Raw genomic sequence first — 17,671 nt, 5'->3', positions numbered from 1 at the left:
ACTAGTCCTTACAAGGGGACATAATATGCATATCTATCGATTTATCACCAATGATGATGACAGCCAATTCTGTAAACGTGTGAGCAAAGCGCTGAGTGAAGGTTGGACGCTCTATGGTGAGCCCAAATACACTTTCGATGCAGCTGAAAACAAGATGCGTTGCGGCCAGGCCGTGACAAAAGAGGTGCCAGATCAACCGTTCGATATGGAAAAAGCCTTGACAGATTACTAGTTGCGGATGCAATTGGCTTCAAGTGCGTAGCGGTTTCCGTATAGGTAAAGTTGCCGCTTCGACTTAAGAACAAGGCCCGTTTCTTTGACGAATCTTCGTTTGACGGGTAGATGTCTTTATAAAAGGCTTGTGTCGAATTTGGGGGCATAGGCATAACGCAATTGATCAAGAGGCCCTGTCGCAATGGCTGAACCTAATCGTCCTCTCTCGCCGCACCTGCAGATCTACAAGTTTGAAATCACAATGGCGATGTCCATTGTGCACCGCATTACGGGTGTTGGTCTTTATCTTGGCACGGCATTGCTCGCGTGGTGGTTTGCTGCCGCTGCAATTGGCGACGGTGCATTTGATATTGCACAAGGCTTCTTCAATCACTGGTTCGGCCGGCTCATTCTGATCGGATACACATGGGCATTGTTCCACCACATGCTTGGTGGCTTGCGCCACTTTGTTTGGGACATGGGCAAAGGTTATGGACCAGAGCGGTACACCTACGGTTGGCTGACGCTAATTGGTGGCGTGGTTTTGACAGCTCTGTTGTGGCTGTTGGTTCTTATTTAATTCCTTGGGAGGCTGATGATGAGTTATCGTACCCCTTATTCTCGGGTCACGGGCCTTGGTTCTGCCAAGGAAGGCACTGGACATTTTTGGACCCAGCGCATGACCGCAGTGGCCAATGTGCCGCTTATGTTGTTTCTGGTTTGGCTGATCGTATCGCTAGTCGGTGCTGATCGCGCACAAATGCTTGCAACCTTTGCAAATCCGTTTGTAACCGCTTTGACCATTCTTACTGTTTTGAGCGCATGCATTCACATGAAGCTTGGCTTGCAGGTGGTGATTGAAGACTATGTGCAGGCAGAGGGCAGCAAAATTGTTCTGATTTTGCTCAATACATTCTTTTCCTATGGCGTCGCTGCGGTTGCAGTTGTTTCGCTTCTTAAACTGAGTTTTGGGGGCTAAGACCTGATGGCACGCAAAGGTTCTTACGAAATTATCGATCACGCATTTGATGTGGTTGTTGTTGGCGCTGGTGGCGCTGGATTGCGCGCAACGCTTGGCATGGCTGAGCAGGGTTTGCGCACCGCTTGTATCTCTAAAGTTTTCCCAACGCGCTCGCACACAGTTGCAGCGCAGGGTGGCATTGCCGCTTCTTTGTCCAATATGGGCCCCGATAGCTGGCAGTGGCACATGTATGACACGGTCAAAGGCTCAGATTGGCTCGGCGACAACGATGCGATGGAATATCTTGCGCGTGAAGCGCCCGCAGCAGTGTATGAGCTTGAGCACTATGGTGTGCCATTCTCGCGGACAGAAGAGGGTAAGATTTACCAGCGTCCGTTTGGTGGGCACATGCAAAACTTTGGCGAAGGTCCGCCAGTACAGCGCACTTGTGCCGCGGCTGATAGAACCGGTCACGCGATTTTGCACACGCTTTATGGACAGTCATTGCGCAACAATGCTGAGTTTTTCATCGAATATTTCGCAACAGATTTGCTGATGAGCGAAGACGGCGAATGTATCGGCGTGATTGCTTGGAAATTGGATGATGGCACCATCCACCGTTTCCGCGCCAAACAAACAGTGTTGGCGACAGGCGGCTATGGACGCGCCTACTTCTCAGCGACATCTGCGCACACCTGTACTGGTGATGGCGGTGGCATGGTCGCGCGCGCTGGTCTTCCTTTGCAGGATATGGAGTTTGTTCAGTTCCACCCAACCGGCATTTACGGCGCGGGTGTGTTGATTACTGAAGGCGCACGCGGCGAAGGTGGCTATGTCACCAACTCTGAGGGCGAGCGCTTTATGGAGCGCTATGCGCCAAACGCGAAAGACCTGGCGTCACGCGATGTGGTATCACGTTGCATGACGATGGAAATTCGCGAAGGCCGTGGCGTTGGTCCAAACAAAGACCACATCTATTTGCACCTCGATCACCTTGATCCTGCGGTGTTGGCTGAGCGTTTGCCGGGCATTACGGAAAGCGCGAAAGTATTTGCTGGCGTTGATCTGACCAAAGAGCCAATTCCGGTTATTCCAACGGTTCACTACAATATGGGCGGTATTCCGACCAACTATTGGGGTGAGGTGCTCAATCCAACAGCTGACGATGAAGATGCGATCGTTCCTGGTCTTATGGCTGTGGGCGAGGCTGGTTGTGCGTCTGTTCACGGTGCCAACCGTTTGGGTTCAAACTCATTGATTGACTTGGTCGTATTTGGTCGCGCTGCTGCCATTAAGGCAGGCAAGGTTGTTGATCCTTCAACACCCGTTCCAAGCGTGAACCCTGCAAGCGAAGAAAAGGCGTTGGATCGTTTGGATCGCTTGCGTTATGCGGATGGTGGAACACCAACTGCTGCATTGCGCGACAAGATGCAACGCACCATGCAAGAAGATGCAGCTGTGTTCCGGACTGAAGAAACATTGCAGTCTGGCGTGAAACGTATGAGCGCTATTTTTGGTGAGATGTCAGACGTTAAAGTCCACGATCATTCAATGATCTGGAATACGGATTTGGTTGAAACATTAGAGCTTGAAAACTTGATGGCTAACGCGGTGACCACTGTAGTTTCTGCTGAAGCACGTCAAGAAAGCCGCGGTGCGCATGCGCGGGAAGACTATCCAGATCGTGATGATAAGAAATGGCGCAAGCACACCATTTCTCGCCTTGATGAGAACGGTAAGGTGGAGCTGAGCTATCGTGGTGTACACGTTGATCCGCTTACCGAAGAAGTTGATTTGAAAAAGATCGCGCCGAAAGCGCGTGTCTACTAAGAACGGGAAGCAAGGAGCAAAGGCGGTCAAATTTGGCAGCGCAACACGGATATTCCGGTACACCATTGCCCAAAAAATTGGGATTGAAAGATGGTCAGCGGGTTTTGTTTGTGGAGTTGCCCAAAACGCAGGCTGCCTTGCTTGAATGTTGCGAGTATCGAGACCACTCAGTGAGTGAATGGTCGGGACTTGCGACACAAGAGGCGGGGTTTGATGTGATCCATGGGTTCACAAAATCCCACCAAGAGTTGAAAGACCATTTGGAGCGTTTGCAAAGCCTTATTGTTCCAGAGGGCATGATATGGATTTCGTGGCCAAAAAAGGCGGCGAAAATTGAAACAGATGTCACTGAAGATGTGGTGCGCGCTGAAGCGTTGGCCCTTGATTTGGTGGATGTGAAAGTTTGCGCGGTGGACGCGGTGTGGTCAGGATTGAAGCTGGTCATTCGCAAAGAGAAACGCCACCGCTATGGATTGAATTTGGGAGCTCCAGCTGATGGTACAACTGACCCTGCCTAAAAACTCGCAGCCGACTAAGGGCAAAACGTGGCCAAAGCCGTCCGGCGATAATGTGCGCGAGTTCCACATTTATCGGTTCGATCCTGACAGTGGCGACAATCCACGTATCGATACGTTCTTTGTCGATTTGGACGATTGCGGTCCGATGGTGCTGGATGCGCTGTTGTACATCAAAGATAAGATCGATCCCACATTGACGCTACGTCGTTCTTGCCGCGAAGGGATTTGCGGATCATGCGCGATGAATGTTGGCGGCATGAATACACTGGCTTGTACCAAAGGCATGGACGAGTTTGATGGTCCGATTGCAGTATATCCTTTGCCGCACATGCCGGTGGTCAAAGACTTGGTGCCAGATCTTACCAATTTCTACGCACAACACCGTTCCATTGAGCCATGGTTGAAAACCAAATCTCCAGAGCCACAGGCTGAATGGTTGCAGGCGCGCGAAGACCGCGAAAAGCTTGATGGCCTTTACGAGTGTATTCTTTGCGCTTGTTGCTCAACATCTTGCCCAAGCTATTGGTGGAATGGTGATCGGTATTTGGGCCCGGCAGTTTTGCTGCAAGCTTATCGCTGGTTGATTGATAGCCGGGACGAAGCGACAGGCGAGCGTTTGGACGATTTGGAAGATCCGTTCCGTCTCTATCGCTGCCATACCATTATGAACTGTGCCAACACGTGCCCTAAAGGGTTGAACCCAGCCAAGGCAATTGGTGAGATCAAGAAAATGATGGTTGAACGCCGGGTTTAGCTTGATCGCTCAACATGATTTGATAGTTTGAAAAAGTCGCCGCAGTTGGCGGCTTTTTCTTTTTCAAGGATATGTTTTATGAGAATTTTGGGTTTTGTACTGATTTTACTTCTGTCTTTTGGCGCCGCACATGCTGACGATAGTGTGCGCCAAGAATTAGCCATAGAAATTGTCGAACTGACCACCACAGGTGCGATGGTTGATCAGATGGTGGATGCGGTGTGGCCGACGTTGGAAGCGAGCATTGTTGCGAAAAACGAAAACCCTAGTGACGATGCGTTGGATGCCATGAAGGCAGAATATGGCCGTTTGGTTGAAGCTTTGATTGGCTCGATTATTGGCGATGTGGTTGATTTTTACGCCGACAATTACACCGAGCAAGAATTGCGCGATTTGATGGCATTCTACCAATCGGACTTGGGTCAAAAGACGCTTGCTACGGCGCCAAAACTCATGGGTGAAATCATGCCGGGGATGATGCAGAAAATGCAGCAGGAACTCCCAAGCATGATGCAGAAATTCAATGAGCTGGCCAAGCAAAAGGGTTTGGTTATAAGCTAGCATTATGAAGATCAAAACAATCATCAAAGTTGAGGATGTGGCGCAAGCCCGCATCCTCATTCCAGCCCTAAAGGGGCATGGCTTTCACCCTATTGAAGGCACCGATATTGGCGTTTCTGGCATGGGCGGCATGGCTGGCCCGGGCGGTATTTCCATTCAAGTGCCCGAAGATGAGGCGGAGGACGCGCAGTTGCTCGCCGAAGCCTTGTTGGCGGATATTGTCGCTAAGTAGGGCTTTATTTTTCCCCTTGCATCAATTAAGCACCATCGCGTGCGGCCATCGCCGCATGTTCGCCACATTCGTTGGGGCATGAAGACACAATTGAAATGCTCAATGCAGGTTGAAACGGTTTTAAGGTTTTGCCGCTAAGGTTGGGCACTCGCGCGGGGGCGCAAAGGAGCTAAATGATGAATTTTGATGTTAAGCTGTTGGCAATGGGCGCAAGCTTGTCTGCGCTGTTGGTCCTTTCTGCTTGCACGTCAACCTCCTCTCCCTTCGCCTCACGTTCCACTTCCAGTCAACCACCTGAGCAATTGACGCCGGTTGATAATGGGTCCGTGAATAAGTCTTCTTTGCCGCCGGTGGGCCAGGAGCCAACGGGCAATGGTGAAATTTCAACGACGGCGAATGCAGACGCGACATTTTCCGATGACCAGTTTGCAAATGATACAGAGAACCTGTTCGGGGATACGGATCCTTCATTCGTTTCTCTAGATGATCTGAATGAAAACACAAATGTGGCGGGTCGTGACCTTACTGGGCCTTTGACCATTTTGAAGTTGCTTGGCGTTTGGACAGTTCAATCGGGCGAAGAAACCTGTCGTTTGAACCTGACGCAATCTGCAAAAGGCGCAACAGGTCGTTATCGCGCCTCGTCACCGGGCTGTGCTGTTCCAGCGATTGCAGCGGTGAGTTCATGGCAGCTAACGGGTAATCAAGTGCAGTTGTTTAACGAAGCGGGTCAGTTGATCGGCGCCTTGCTGCAAAATGGTGATCGTTTTGTTGGCACAATGGTTGGCGGCCAAGGCATCTCGATGGTTGGCTAATGAGCAATAGCGCCGACATTGTTCATCTCAATAGCGAAGAGGGCAGCGTTGGCGCTGCCTATCAGGCGCTAATAGCAGATGGCGTGTTACAGCCTGATCATCAGCAAGCCAAGTGTGTTGCCGCTTTGGACCATGTGCGCGCAGGCGTGGATGCACCAAAACAAAAAGCCTCGCTATTTTCCAAACTTGCGGGTCGCGACAAAGGTGCGCCTTTCACCAAAGGGCTTTATGTCTGGGGGGATGTGGGGCGCGGTAAAACCCTTTTAATGGATATGTTTTTTGATGCGGTCAAAGAGCCGCGCAAACAACGGGTGCATTTCCACGAGTTTATGGATGAAGTGCATAATCGCATTTCGGCCTTTCGCAAAAGTGATAACAAAGAGAAATCGGGTGATCCAATCCCTTACGTGGTTGCGCCGATAATCGAAAAGGTTCGGCTTTTGTGTTTTGACGAGTTTCACGTCAATGACATTACCGATGCGATGCTTTTAAAGCGCCTATTTGAAAAGCTGTTTGACGCGGGCATCACCGTTGTTGCGACGTCGAATGTGGTCCCGGACCAGCTTTATAAGAATGGGCTTAATCGGCAATTGTTCTTGCCTTTTATTGACCTGCTGCTTGAACATGCTGACGTGCTCAATTTGGCATCGCAAACCGACTATCGTCGCCAAAAACTTGAAACACAGCCGGTGTTTTTCTTCGGGCCAGAAAATGAAACGCGTTCTGGCATCGATCAAGCTTGGCATACCCTAACTGGCGGTATGGAAGCGGATCCGCATCATATTGATCTGATGGGCCGTGACTTTGTTGTGCAGCGGCACTTTATGGGGGCGGCGCGATTCGGCTTTAAGGAGCTTTGCGAGGCACCGCTGGGCGCACGAGACTATTTGCGCCTTTCCCACCATTTCCATACTTTTGTCCTTGAAAATATCCCTCGTTTTGACCGCGCGCGCTCCGATGCGGCGAAGCGGTTCATTTTGTTGATCGATACACTTTATGATCGTGGGGACAAATTGGTGGCCTCTTTCGAGATGGATTTGGACGCTTTAAGTCTTGATGATAAAACGGCTTTTGAGTTCCAGCGGACGATCTCCCGGCTGATCGAAATGCAGTCTAAAGACTATTTGGCGGCACCACGAAAAGATGCTGCGGAATAATGGCTTTGGCCGAATTCGCCCTGTAATCCCCCATTAGTATGAATTGTTAGACGAACGGGTCACTTGCGCACCTGTAACTATGGGGGTAAGGAGGGTCAGGAAAAACTCAACTTTACCTATAGGGAAACTTCACAAATGGCTCGCAAAAAAATTGCGCTGATCGGTGCAGGTCAGATCGGTGGCACGCTCGCACATCTCGCGGCATCAAAGGAACTTGGTGACGTTGTATTGTTCGACATCGTTGATGGTGTACCACAAGGCAAAGCGCTCGATCTTGCACAGACATCTGCCGTTGATGGTTTTGACAGCAATCTAAAAGGCACTTCTGAGTATAAAGATATTGCCGGTGCTGACGTCGTTATCGTAACCGCTGGTGTGCCGCGCAAGCCTGGCATGAGCCGCGATGATTTGCTTGAGATCAACCTTAAAGTGATGGAGCAAGTTGGTGCAGGTATCGCCAAATATGCACCAGACGCATTTGTGATCTGTATCACTAATCCGCTTGATGCGATGGTTTGGGCGCTGCAGCGTTTCTCTGGTCTTCCAGCAAATAAAGTTGTGGGCATGGCGGGCGTTTTGGATAGCTCACGTTTCCAACATTTCATTGCTGACGAGTTCAATGTTTCGATTAAAGACGTAACGGCATTTGTGATGGGCGGACACGGCGACACCATGGTGCCGTTGACACGCTACTCAAATGTTGCTGGTGTGCCTTTGACTGATTTGGTCAAAATGGGCTGGATCACTAAAGAGCGTTTGGAAGAAATCGTTCAGCGCACACGTGATGGCGGTGCTGAAATTGTTGGTTTGCTGAAGACAGGTTCTGCTTTTTACGCGCCTGCTGCATCTGCGATTGCAATGGCTGAAAGCTACCTAAAAGACCAAAAACGCGTACTTCCATGTGCAGCTTACCTAAAAGGTGAGTTCGGCGTTAAGGGAATGTATGTGGGTGTTCCTGTAGTACTTGGTGCCGATGGTGTTGAGCGCGTCGTTGAAGTGACATTGAACAAGTCTGAACAAGCAATGTTCGACAAGTCAGTGGGCGCGGTTGATGGCCTTGTTGAAGCTTGTAAGAAGATTGCGCCTAAACTGGCGTAATTGGACGCATCATAGAACAAAATCGCTAACCAAAGCGGAGTGACGCGATGAATATTCATGAATATCAGGCCAAGAAACTATTGGCCTCCTTTGGTGCGCCAATCGCCAAAGGGATTCCGATCTTCTCGAAAGAAGAAGCCAAAGCGGCAGCGGAAGAACTTGGTGGCCCATTGTGGGTGGTGAAAAGCCAAATCCACGCAGGTGGTCGCGGCAAAGGTAAATTCAAAGAATTGCCAGAAGATGCAAAAGGCGGCGTTCGCTTGGCATTTTCTATGGACGAAATGCAAGCCCATGTTGATGAGATGTTGGGCAACACATTGGTGACCAAGCAAACTGGCCCAGCCGGCAAGCAAGTCAACCAGCTTTATATTGAAGATGGTGCTGACATTGAGCGCGAGCTTTATTTGTCAATCTTGGTTGATCGCACAACTGGCCGCGTGGCTTTTGTTGCATCAACTGAAGGCGGCATGGACATTGAAGCTGTTGCTGAAGAAACACCTGAAAAGATCCACACGCTTCCAATTGATCCAGACGCTGGCGTTACGGCTGATGATGCAGAAAAAATCTGTGCGTCATTGGAACTTGACGGCGTTGCAAAAGAAGATGGGATGAACCTTTTCCCAATTCTTTATAAGGCGTTTGTTGAAACGGATATGGCGCTTTTGGAGATCAACCCGTTGATCGTGATGAAAGATGGCCGTTTGCGGGTTTTGGATGCAAAAGTATCCTTCGACAATAATGCAATGTTCCGTCATCCAGATATTGCTGAATTGCGTGATCTGACCGAAGAAGACGAAAAAGAGATTGAAGCAAGTAAATATGATCTTGCTTACATCGCTTTGGACGGCACGATCGGTTGTATGGTGAACGGCGCTGGTTTGGCAATGTCTACAATGGACATCATCAAATTGTACGGTGAAGAGCCTGCAAACTTCCTCGACGTTGGCGGTGGCGCGAACGCAGAGAAAGTAACAGCAGCGTTTAAGATCATTACAGCTGACCCGAGCGTTAAGGGCATTTTGGTGAACATTTTCGGCGGCATTATGCGCTGTGATGTGATCGCTGAAGGTGTGTTGACCGCGGTGAAAGAAGTTGGCTTGCAAGTGCCACTTGTGGTGCGTTTGGAAGGCACAAAGGTTGCGGAAGGCAAAAAGCTCATTGAAGAGAGCGGCCTGAACGTGATCCCAGCGGATGATCTGGATGATGCAGCGCAGAAAATTGTTGCTGCAGTGAAGGGGGCATAACCAATGTCTATTTTGATCGATAAAGACACAAAAGTATTGGTTCAAGGCCTTACAGGTAAAACCGGTACATTCCACACTGAGCAAGCACTTGCCTATTATGGCACACAGATGGTTGGCGGCACGCACCCTAAAAAGGGTGGCGAAAAGTGGACATCTGGCGTTGATGGATCTGAGTTGCCAATCTTTGCAACCGTTGCAGAAGGCAAAGAGCAAACAGGTGCAAACGCATCTGTTATCTATGTGCCACCTGCTGGTGCAGCTGCTGCGATTTTGGAGGCGATTGAAGCTGAAGTTGAGTTGATCGTATGTATCACTGAAGGCGTGCCCGTTATGGACATGGTGAAAGTGAAACGTGCGCTTGAGAAATCTAATTCACGCTTGATCGGCCCGAACTGCCCAGGTGTTTTGACACCTGAAGAGTGCAAAATCGGCATTATGCCCGGTAACATCTTCCAAAAAGGCTCTGTGGGAATTGTGTCTCGTTCAGGCACTTTGACTTATGAAGCGGTGTTCCAAACAACCAATGCTGGCCTTGGTCAAACAACGGCTGTTGGTATTGGTGGTGACCCGGTTAAGGGCACTGAGTTTATCGACATGCTAGAGATGTTCCTGGCTGATGATGCCACTGAAAGCATCATCATGATTGGTGAAATTGGCGGTTCTGCAGAAGAAGAAGCTGCGCAATTCATCATGGATGAAGCCAAGAAAGGCCGCTCTAAGCCAATGGCTGGCTTTATAGCGGGTCTAACGGCGCCTCCAGGCCGCACAATGGGTCACGCTGGTGCGGTGATTTCTGGCGGCAAAGGCGGCGCAGAAGATAAGATTGCGGCAATGGAAGCAGCGGGCATTAAAGTTTCGCGCTCACCAGCCAAAATTGGTGAAACCCTTTTGGAAGTTCTCAAGGGTTAGCAAGAGTAATATCGCGCGCGATTTAGCGTTAATCGAAACCTAACGCATCGCGCGCGATACTAAATGACTATCATCGGTAATTTTAGCCGATCTGTTTATGCCCTTGATAGTTGAGGGTATTTGGATAAGGGGACGACGAGGCCACTCCTCGCCAGGCAAGTCATGACACGACAAGAACAGAACTCTGCGTTTCTGCTCACTTCCTTCCTTGATGGAGGCAATGCGGGCTATATCGAAGAGCTATATGCGAAATTTCAAGAAAACCCCGCCAATGTTGATGAAACGTGGCGGTCTTTTTTTGGCTCACTGGATGATGATGCACTAGACGTCATCAAAAGCGCAAAGGGTCCATCTTGGGCGCGCAAGGATTGGCCAAAGGCTGAAAGCGGCGAACTGGTTTCTGCGCTTGATGGTGACTGGGGCGAGTTGGAAGCCAAGTCAACCAAGGCGGTTGCCACAAAGGCAAAGGCAGAAGGGCGCGATCTTACATCTGCAGATGTTCAGCAAGCGACACGCGATTCCATCCATGCGATTATGATGATCCGCGCATACCGGATGCGGGGACACCTACATGCCGATCTTGATCCGCTTGGATTGGCGGTTTTGGAAGAAGCACCAGAACTTGATCCGGCAAGCTATGGCTTTACGCCCGCCGATTATGAGCGCAAGATTTTCATCGATAATTATCTAGGGTTGGAATATGCAACAATCCCAGAAATGATCGACATTTTGAAGCGGACTTATTGTTCGACTTTTGCCATCGAATTTATGCACATTTCTGACCCTGACGAAAAGGGTTGGTTGCAAGAGCGTATCGAAGGTCCAGACAAAGAGATCGCCTTCACGAAAGAAGGTCGAATTGCCATTTTGAAGAAACTAATCGAAGCGGAAGGCTTTGAGAAGTTTTTGGATGTGAAATATACCGGCACCAAGCGTTTTGGTCTTGATGGTGGCGAAAGCTTGATCCCAGCCCTTGAGCAGATCATCAAGCGCGGCGGCGCAATGGGCGTCAAAGACATTGTTCTGGGCATGGCACACCGTGGTCGTTTGAACGTGTTGACGCAAGTGATGGGCAAACAGCATCGTGCCTTGTTCAACGAGTTCAAGGGCGGCTCTGCCGTTCCTGATGATGTTGAAGGTTCAGGCGATGTGAAATATCACCTTGGCGCTTCATCAGACCGCGAGTTTGATGACAACAAGGTTCACTTGTCTCTGACCGCTAACCCATCACACCTTGAAATTGTGAACCCAGTTGTTTTGGGCAAAGCGCGTGCCAAGCAAGATCAGCATAATGCGGAAAATGGCATTTTCATCCCGCCAAAGAAAGTTGATCGCTCATCTGTTTTGCCATTGTTGTTGCACGGTGATGCGGCATTTGCAGGACAAGGCGTTGTCGCTGAATGTTTTGGTTTGTCGGGCCTTAAAGGTCACCGGACAGGTGGTTCGATTCACTTTGTGATCAACAACCAAATCGGCTTTACAACTGCACCAAAGAATTCGCGTTCTTCGCCATATCCAACCGACGTGGCGAAAATGATCGAAGCGCCTGTATTGCACGTAAATGGCGATGATCCAGAAGCGGTTGTGTTTGCAGCGAAAGTGGCGATCGAATTTAGGCAGAAATTCCACAAGCCTGTGGTCATTGATATGTTCTGCTACCGTCGTTTTGGGCACAATGAAGGCGACGAACCTTCATTTACACAGCCTGAAATGTACAAACGCATTCGTGCGCATCGTTCAACCTTGCAGATTTATGCGGATCGTTTGGTTGCAGAAGGTGTTTTGACCGCTGACGAAGTCGATCGCATGATCGAGGATTGGCGCAATCACCTACAAGGCGAATTTGATGCCGGCGATGAGTACAAACCAAACAAAGCCGATTGGTTGGATGGGGCATGGAAAAACCTGTCTTTGGCTGAGGATGGTGCACGGCGTGGCAACTCTGGTGTGGATGTTGATAAGCTCCGCTCAGTTGGTAAAAAGATTACTGAAGTGCCCGAGGGTTTCAGCGCACATAAAACCATCAAACGTTTTATGAACAATCGCCGTAAGGCCATTGACGCGGAAGCGGGCATTGATTGGGCATTGGCAGAAGCTTTGGCGTTTGGATCTTTGGTGACCGAAGGGCATCCGGTTCGTTTGTCAGGTCAAGATTGTGAGCGGGGCACATTCTCGCAACGCCACACGGTGATCCATGACCAGGAAACAGGTGCGCAGTTTACCCCGCTGAACAATATTGACCCAGGGCAAGCACGCTATGAAGTGATCAACTCAATGTTGTCCGAAGAAGCGGTGCTTGGATTTGAGTATGGCTATTCGCTCACAGAGCCAAACGCGTTGACCATTTGGGAAGCGCAATTTGGTGACTTTGTGAACGGCGCGCAGGTGTTGATTGATCAGTTTATTTCATCGGGCGAACGCAAGTGGTTGCGGATGTCAGGTTTGGTGGTGATGCTTCCTCATGGTTATGAAGGGCAGGGCCCAGAACACTCATCAGCTCGTCTGGAACGTTATTTGCAGCTTTGTGCGGAAGACAATATGCAAGTGGCCAACTGTACGACACCAGCGAACTACTTCCATATTTTGCGCCGCCAACTAAAGCGTGATTTCCGCAAGCCGTTGTTGTTGATGACACCAAAGAGTTTGCTGCGCCACAAGCGTTGTGTATCCACTTTGGAAGAGTTGGGACCAAACAGCACATTCCACCGTTTGCTGTGGGATGACGCAGAGGCGCCGAACGGCCACACAGACATCAAGCTGCAATCAGACGATAAAATCCGTCGTGTGATCCTATGTTCGGGCAAGGTCTATTTTGACCTGCTTGAGGACCGGGAAAAACGCGGCATTGACGATGTCTATTTGATGCGTCTTGAGCAGCTTTATCCGTTCCCAGCTAAAGCGTTGCATGACGAATTATCTCGTTTCAAAAACGCTGAAGTTGTCTGGTGCCAAGAAGAGCCGAAAAATATGGGTGCTTGGTTCTTTATCCAGCCATATGTGGAATGGGTGCTTGAGCAAATGGATCGTGCAGGCGAACGTCCACGTTATGTGGGTCGTGCAGCTTCTGCATCGACAGCAACAGGTTTGATGCGAACACACTTGGCGCAGTTGCAAGCCTTCTTGGATGAGGCATTTGCTGAATAATTGACAACAGAGTTTAGATAGGAAATTCGAACAAAATGTCTGTTGAAATTCGAGTGCCCACTCTTGGCGAGAGCGTGACAGAAGCCACGATTGGGCAATGGTTCAAAAAACCGGGCGATGCCGTAAAAGCAGACGAACCGGTGGTTGAACTGGAAACGGATAAGGTGACAATTGAGGTGCCTGCACCTGCCGGTGGCGTTTTGGAAGCGATTAGCTTTCAAGAAGGCGAAACGGTAGAAGTAGGCGCACTAATTGGTGCCATTGCTGATGGTGAAGAAGCACCAGCGGCAGAACAAAGTCAAAACGAGCAAGAAACAAGCGAGGCCAACATGGCGAGCGATGATAAAAATGATGCAGCGCCAGTAGATATTGTGGTGCCAGTAGCGGGCGAATCTGTTGTTGAGGCAGATGTTGGTGAGTGGTTCAAAAAGGTCGGCGATCGCGTCGAGCTTGATGAAGCAATTGTGGAGCTTGAAACCGATAAAGCCGCGATGGATGTGTCTTCTCCTGTTGCAGGTACGGTGATCGAGATTTTGGCCGAAAGCGGCGAAACTGTTGAAGTGGGCGCTTTGCTTGCTCGTGTGCAGCCTGGTGAAGGCGGCGCGGTTGCGGCAGCCGCTCCTGCGCCAGCGACCAAGGAAGAAGCACCAGCTGCAGCGCCCGCATCGAGCGGCACTGAAATGCCACCTGCGCCTTCCGCTTCAAAAATGATGGCTGAGAAAAACATCGACCCAGCAAGCCTGACCGGTTCTGGCAAACGTGGTCAGGTCTTGAAAGAAGATGTGATTGCTGCGGCGGCAAGTATTGGATCAACGGCTGTTGCGACAACTTCGAGCGCGCCAGCACCAGTGCGCGCACCGTCAAATGCTGATGATGCACCGCGTGAAGAGCGGGTGAAGATGACCCGCTTGCGCAAGACTATTGCGACGCGCTTGAAAGAAGCTCAGAACACCGCAGCGATGTTGACCACCTTTAACGAAGTGGACATGAAGCCGGTGATGGACCTGCGCAAATCCTACAAGGATTTGTTTGAGAAAAAGCACGGCGTCAAGCTTGGCTTTATGGGCTTTTTCGCCAAAGCGGTGTGCCACGCGCTTAAAGAAATCCCAGCCGTGAACGCTGAGATTGATGGCAGTGACCTGATCTATAAAAACTACGCACATATTGGTGTGGCAGTTGGCACAGATAAGGGGCTTGTGGTGCCGGTTGTGCGTGATGCGGACCAGATGTCAATTGCTGAGATTGAGCAAGAAATTGGTCGTTTGGGTCGTGCAGCGCGTGATGGCGAACTCTCCATGGCGGACATGCAGGGTGGTACATTCACCATTTCAAATGGTGGTGTTTACGGCTCTTTGATGTCGACCCCAATTCTTAATGCGCCACAATCTGGTATCTTGGGCATGCATAAAATCCAAGAGCGTCCTGTTGTTGTGAATGGTGAAGTGGTTGTGCGTCCAATGATGTATTTGGCGCTTTCTTATGACCACCGCATTGTTGATGGCAAGGAAGCGGTGACGTTTCTTGTACGCATCAAAGAGAGCTTGGAAGATCCGCAGCGTCTGGTTTTGGATCTGTAAGTCATTCAAACGCGCTGCCTGTGGGTAGGCAGCGCGTTTGCTCCTCTACACCAACCAAAAATAAGGCGAAATCAATTCGCCAATTCATCGGGTTTATATTCTTTACGAGGCAATTATGTCGGACAAATTTGATCTCACCATTATTGGTACTGGCCCTGGCGGCTATGTTGGCGCAATCCGCGCAGCACAATTGGGCATGAAGGTGGCCGTTGTTGAAAAGCGCGCGACACATGGCGGCACCTGCTTGAACATTGGCTGTATTCCATCAAAAGCGTTGCTGCATGCCTCCGAGCTGTTTGAAGAAGCAAACCACACATTTGCAAAATTGGGCATTCAGGTTGAGCCAGAGTTGAACCTTGGCGATATGCTCAAGCACAAGGACGACACGGTCAAATCAAACACTACCGGCATTGAGTTCTTGCTCAAGAAAAACAAAATTACTGCGTTTCTCGGTCTTGGCACCATTGAAGCACCGGGCAAAGTGAAAGTCACTGCGGATGATGGTTCAACACAGACCATTGAGACCACAAATATCGTGATCGCAACGGGTTCAGATTCAGCCAACTTGCCGGGCATTGAAATTGACGAAGAGCGGGTTGTGACCTCAACCGGTGCTTTGGAGCTTAAAGAGGTGCCAAAGAAACTGCTCGTTGTGGGTGCAGGTGTAATTGGATTGGAGCTTGGCTCGGTTTGGTCGCGCTTGGGCGCAGAGGTCACAGTTGTTGAATATCTTGATCGCATCCTTCCGGGTATGGACAGCGAGATTGCCAAAAACTTCCAACGCACTTTGAAAAAGCAGGGCTTCAAATTCAAGCTTGGCACAAAGGTAACCGGTGTAGACAAGTCTGGCGATGTTCTCAAAGCAACTGTTGAGCCAGCCGCTGGCGGCGACGCCGAAGAAATCGAAGCAGATGTGATTTTGGTGGCGATTGGTCGTACACCATATACGCAGGGCTTGGGTCTTGAAGCTGTTGGCGTTGAACTTGATGAGCGCGGTCGGGTGAAAACAGACGCGCATTATAAGTCAAATGTTGATGGCATTTATGCCATTGGCGACGTGATTGTTGGACCGATGCTTGCGCACAAAGCAGAAGATGAAGGCGTAGCAATTGCTGAGATTTTGGCAGGTCAAGCCGGTCACGTGAATTATGGTGTGATCCCAGGTGTTGTTTACACCAACCCAGAAGTGGCTTCCGTTGGTCAAACCGAAGATGACGTTAAAGAAGCTGGCATCGATTATAAAATCGGCAAATTCAACTTCACCGCCAACGGTCGTGCAAAAGCCATGCTTTCAACCGACGGCTTTGTGAAGATCATCGCGGACAAAAACACTGATCGAGTGCTCGGCGCACATATTATCGGTAAAGGCGCTGGCGAAATGATCCATGAGCTAGCGGTGTTGATGGAGTTTGGCGGTTCGGCTGAAGATTTGGCCCGAACATGTCATGCGCATCCAACCATGTCCGAAGCGGTTCGCGAAGCTGCGCTTGGTTGTGGCGATGGGACAATTCACATGTAGACATTGAGCTTCAGCTCAATTGGTGTTTAAAAAGAAGTGCCGGGGTTCTCCGGCACTTTTCTTTTTTGGAGGTGAATATGGTTCAGCTGCCAACGCTTGCTCAGATAGAAGCCCGCTATCGTGACTTGGAGGGCCAAGTGTTGCACACGCCTACAGTGCAAGCAGCGTCTGCCAAACTGGCGAACATTTTGGGACCGGGTCTCTTCCTTAAGCAAGAGCTTTTTCAATATACGGGCACGTTTAAAGCGCGTGGCGCACTATCAGTTGTCAGCACCTTGGATGAAGCGCAACGGGCCAATGGCATTACGGCGGTAAGCGCTGGCAATCATGCCATTGCGGCCAGTTGGGCGGCGCGCAAAGCAGGCATCAGCGCAAAAGTTGTGATGACCAAAACCGCCAACCCGCTGCGCATTGAACGCTCAAAAGCAGAAGGCGCAGAAGTCATTTTGTGCGATGATATTGCCGCCGCCTTTGCAGAAGTGCAGCGCTTAGAAAAAGAAGAAGGGCGCACCTTTGTGCATCCATTTGAAGGGCCGCACACAACATTGGGTGCAGCAGGCGTTGGCCTTGAATTGATGCGGGATGTGAAAGACCTTGAAGCTGTGATCGTTTCAATTGGCGGAGGCGGTTTGATTTCAGGCGTTGCAGCGGCAGTGAAATTAATCAATCCAGATTGCAAGGTCTATGGGGTAGAGCCAGAGGGCGCAGCGTCCATGAGTGCGTCGCGCAAAGCAAATGAACCGGTGAAGATGGATGAGATTAACACCATCGCCGATAGTCTCGCGCCACCATATTCGTTGCCTTACAGTTTTGCACTCAATCAGGCGTTTGTGGACGAAGTGATCACGATATCGGACGATCAGATTTGTGCCGGGCAAGCGCTCTACCAAGAAGAGTTGAAATTGGCGGTTGAACCTGCCGCCGGCGCCACGTTGGCTGCAGCGCTTGGGCCACTACGCATTAAGGTGGCTGGCAAACGCCATGCGCTTATTGTGTGCGGTGCCAATATTGATAGCCAAACCTACGCAGAACAAATCTTGCGTGGGCAAGCGAATATGACCGAACTGCTAGGTTAGCAATTTTAACGTTGCAATTGCCACAAATCTAAGGATGATAATGCGCTTTGATTTGAATACTTT

Annotated in this window: 17 protein-coding genes; all 17 read left to right on the top strand. The window is 50.1% G+C overall.

From position 1 onward, the window contains the following. Positions 1-25 precede the first annotated feature (25 nt). On the top strand, positions 26-232 hold the full coding sequence (locus QQL65_RS04540) for a DUF1737 domain-containing protein (protein ID WP_284362343.1): 207 nt from the start codon (positions 26-28) through the stop codon (positions 230-232). A gap of 183 nt (positions 233-415) precedes the next feature. After that, positions 416-793: a succinate dehydrogenase, cytochrome b556 subunit gene (sdhC, locus tag QQL65_RS04535; protein ID WP_284362341.1), complete on the top strand. Its 378-nt coding sequence runs from the start codon at positions 416-418 to the stop codon at positions 791-793. An 18-nt stretch (positions 794-811) separates the two neighbouring features. Beyond that, complete coding sequence (gene sdhD / locus QQL65_RS04530; RefSeq protein WP_284362340.1) at positions 812-1,192, top strand: succinate dehydrogenase, hydrophobic membrane anchor protein; 381 nt, start codon at positions 812-814, stop codon at positions 1,190-1,192. A gap of 6 nt (positions 1,193-1,198) precedes the next feature. Continuing rightward, entirely contained in the window at positions 1,199-3,004 is a 1,806-nt protein-coding gene (gene sdhA / locus QQL65_RS04525; RefSeq protein ID WP_284362339.1) for a succinate dehydrogenase flavoprotein subunit, read from the top strand. A gap of 32 nt (positions 3,005-3,036) precedes the next feature. After that, a complete protein-coding gene (locus tag QQL65_RS04520; protein WP_284362337.1) occupies positions 3,037-3,522 on the top strand; it encodes a DUF3052 domain-containing protein in 486 nt (161 codons plus the stop codon). After that, positions 3,500-4,276, top strand: a complete 777-nt coding sequence (locus QQL65_RS04515) for a succinate dehydrogenase iron-sulfur subunit (protein ID WP_284362336.1) — start codon at positions 3,500-3,502, stop codon at positions 4,274-4,276. The genes QQL65_RS04520 and QQL65_RS04515 overlap by 23 nt, the downstream gene beginning before the upstream one ends. Positions 4,277-4,354: 78 nt before the next feature. Then, positions 4,355-4,837, top strand: coding sequence for a DUF2059 domain-containing protein (locus QQL65_RS04510; protein WP_284362335.1), 483 nt, complete (start codon positions 4,355-4,357; stop codon positions 4,835-4,837). Positions 4,838-4,841: 4 nt separating this feature from the next. Next, on the top strand, positions 4,842-5,069 hold the full coding sequence (locus QQL65_RS04505) for a hypothetical protein (RefSeq protein ID WP_284362334.1): 228 nt from the start codon (positions 4,842-4,844) through the stop codon (positions 5,067-5,069). A gap of 173 nt (positions 5,070-5,242) precedes the next feature. Continuing rightward, positions 5,243-5,884, top strand: a complete 642-nt coding sequence (locus tag QQL65_RS04500; protein WP_284362332.1) for an AprI/Inh family metalloprotease inhibitor — start codon at positions 5,243-5,245, stop codon at positions 5,882-5,884. Continuing rightward, entirely contained in the window at positions 5,884-7,041 is a 1,158-nt protein-coding gene (zapE, locus tag QQL65_RS04495) for a cell division protein ZapE (protein WP_284362331.1), read from the top strand. The genes QQL65_RS04500 and zapE overlap by 1 nt, the downstream gene beginning before the upstream one ends. A gap of 135 nt (positions 7,042-7,176) precedes the next feature. Then, complete coding sequence (gene mdh, locus QQL65_RS04490; protein ID WP_284362329.1) at positions 7,177-8,139, top strand: malate dehydrogenase; 963 nt, start codon at positions 7,177-7,179, stop codon at positions 8,137-8,139. A 47-nt stretch (positions 8,140-8,186) separates the two neighbouring features. Continuing rightward, on the top strand, positions 8,187-9,383 hold the full coding sequence (gene sucC, locus QQL65_RS04485) for an ADP-forming succinate--CoA ligase subunit beta (protein ID WP_284362328.1): 1,197 nt from the start codon (positions 8,187-8,189) through the stop codon (positions 9,381-9,383). A gap of 3 nt (positions 9,384-9,386) precedes the next feature. Continuing rightward, a complete protein-coding gene (gene sucD, locus QQL65_RS04480; protein WP_284362327.1) occupies positions 9,387-10,292 on the top strand; it encodes a succinate--CoA ligase subunit alpha in 906 nt (301 codons plus the stop codon). A 162-nt stretch (positions 10,293-10,454) separates the two neighbouring features. Next, positions 10,455-13,436 carry a 2-oxoglutarate dehydrogenase E1 component gene (locus QQL65_RS04475; RefSeq protein WP_284362326.1) on the top strand — a complete coding sequence of 994 codons (2,982 nt, stop codon included), beginning with the start codon at positions 10,455-10,457 and terminating at the stop codon, positions 13,434-13,436. A gap of 35 nt (positions 13,437-13,471) precedes the next feature. Further along, positions 13,472-15,013 carry a 2-oxoglutarate dehydrogenase complex dihydrolipoyllysine-residue succinyltransferase gene (gene odhB, locus QQL65_RS04470; RefSeq protein ID WP_284362325.1) on the top strand — a complete coding sequence of 514 codons (1,542 nt, stop codon included), beginning with the start codon at positions 13,472-13,474 and terminating at the stop codon, positions 15,011-15,013. 115 nt (positions 15,014-15,128) lie between these two features. Continuing rightward, positions 15,129-16,532 carry a dihydrolipoyl dehydrogenase gene (gene lpdA, locus QQL65_RS04465; protein ID WP_284362324.1) on the top strand — a complete coding sequence of 468 codons (1,404 nt, stop codon included), beginning with the start codon at positions 15,129-15,131 and terminating at the stop codon, positions 16,530-16,532. Between the two features lie 77 nt (positions 16,533-16,609). Beyond that, positions 16,610-17,608: a threonine/serine dehydratase family protein gene (locus QQL65_RS04460; protein WP_284362322.1), complete on the top strand. Its 999-nt coding sequence runs from the start codon at positions 16,610-16,612 to the stop codon at positions 17,606-17,608. Positions 17,609-17,671: the final 63 nt, after the last annotated feature.

The organism is Maritalea porphyrae (genome assembly GCF_030159895.1).
Classification (GTDB): domain Bacteria; phylum Pseudomonadota; class Alphaproteobacteria; order Rhizobiales; family Devosiaceae; genus Maritalea; species Maritalea porphyrae.
This window is presented reverse-complemented; position numbering and strand designations above follow the sequence as displayed.

What these genes read in the sequence shown, in the direction of transcription:
- QQL65_RS04510 (WP_284362335.1), top strand. Translation starts at nt 4,355, where the DNA reads ATGAGAATTTTGGGTTTTGTACTGATTTTACTTCTGTCTTTTGGCGCC.
- QQL65_RS04460 (WP_284362322.1), top strand. Translation starts at nt 16,610, where the DNA reads ATGGTTCAGCTGCCAACGCTTGCTCAGATAGAAGCCCGCTATCGTGAC.
- odhB (WP_284362325.1), top strand. Translation starts at nt 13,472, where the DNA reads ATGTCTGTTGAAATTCGAGTGCCCACTCTTGGCGAGAGCGTGACAGAA.
- sucD (WP_284362327.1), top strand. Translation starts at nt 9,387, where the DNA reads ATGTCTATTTTGATCGATAAAGACACAAAAGTATTGGTTCAAGGCCTT.
- QQL65_RS04540 (WP_284362343.1), top strand. Translation starts at nt 26, where the DNA reads ATGCATATCTATCGATTTATCACCAATGATGATGACAGCCAATTCTGT.
- sdhA (WP_284362339.1), top strand. Translation starts at nt 1,199, where the DNA reads ATGGCACGCAAAGGTTCTTACGAAATTATCGATCACGCATTTGATGTG.
- zapE (WP_284362331.1), top strand. Translation starts at nt 5,884, where the DNA reads ATGAGCAATAGCGCCGACATTGTTCATCTCAATAGCGAAGAGGGCAGC.
- QQL65_RS04475 (WP_284362326.1), top strand. Translation starts at nt 10,455, where the DNA reads ATGACACGACAAGAACAGAACTCTGCGTTTCTGCTCACTTCCTTCCTT.
- sucC (WP_284362328.1), top strand. Translation starts at nt 8,187, where the DNA reads ATGAATATTCATGAATATCAGGCCAAGAAACTATTGGCCTCCTTTGGT.
- mdh (WP_284362329.1), top strand. Translation starts at nt 7,177, where the DNA reads ATGGCTCGCAAAAAAATTGCGCTGATCGGTGCAGGTCAGATCGGTGGC.
- QQL65_RS04515 (WP_284362336.1), top strand. Translation starts at nt 3,500, where the DNA reads ATGGTACAACTGACCCTGCCTAAAAACTCGCAGCCGACTAAGGGCAAA.
- QQL65_RS04500 (WP_284362332.1), top strand. Translation starts at nt 5,243, where the DNA reads ATGATGAATTTTGATGTTAAGCTGTTGGCAATGGGCGCAAGCTTGTCT.
- lpdA (WP_284362324.1), top strand. Translation starts at nt 15,129, where the DNA reads ATGTCGGACAAATTTGATCTCACCATTATTGGTACTGGCCCTGGCGGC.
- sdhC (WP_284362341.1), top strand. Translation starts at nt 416, where the DNA reads ATGGCTGAACCTAATCGTCCTCTCTCGCCGCACCTGCAGATCTACAAG.
- QQL65_RS04505 (WP_284362334.1), top strand. Translation starts at nt 4,842, where the DNA reads ATGAAGATCAAAACAATCATCAAAGTTGAGGATGTGGCGCAAGCCCGC.
- sdhD (WP_284362340.1), top strand. Translation starts at nt 812, where the DNA reads ATGAGTTATCGTACCCCTTATTCTCGGGTCACGGGCCTTGGTTCTGCC.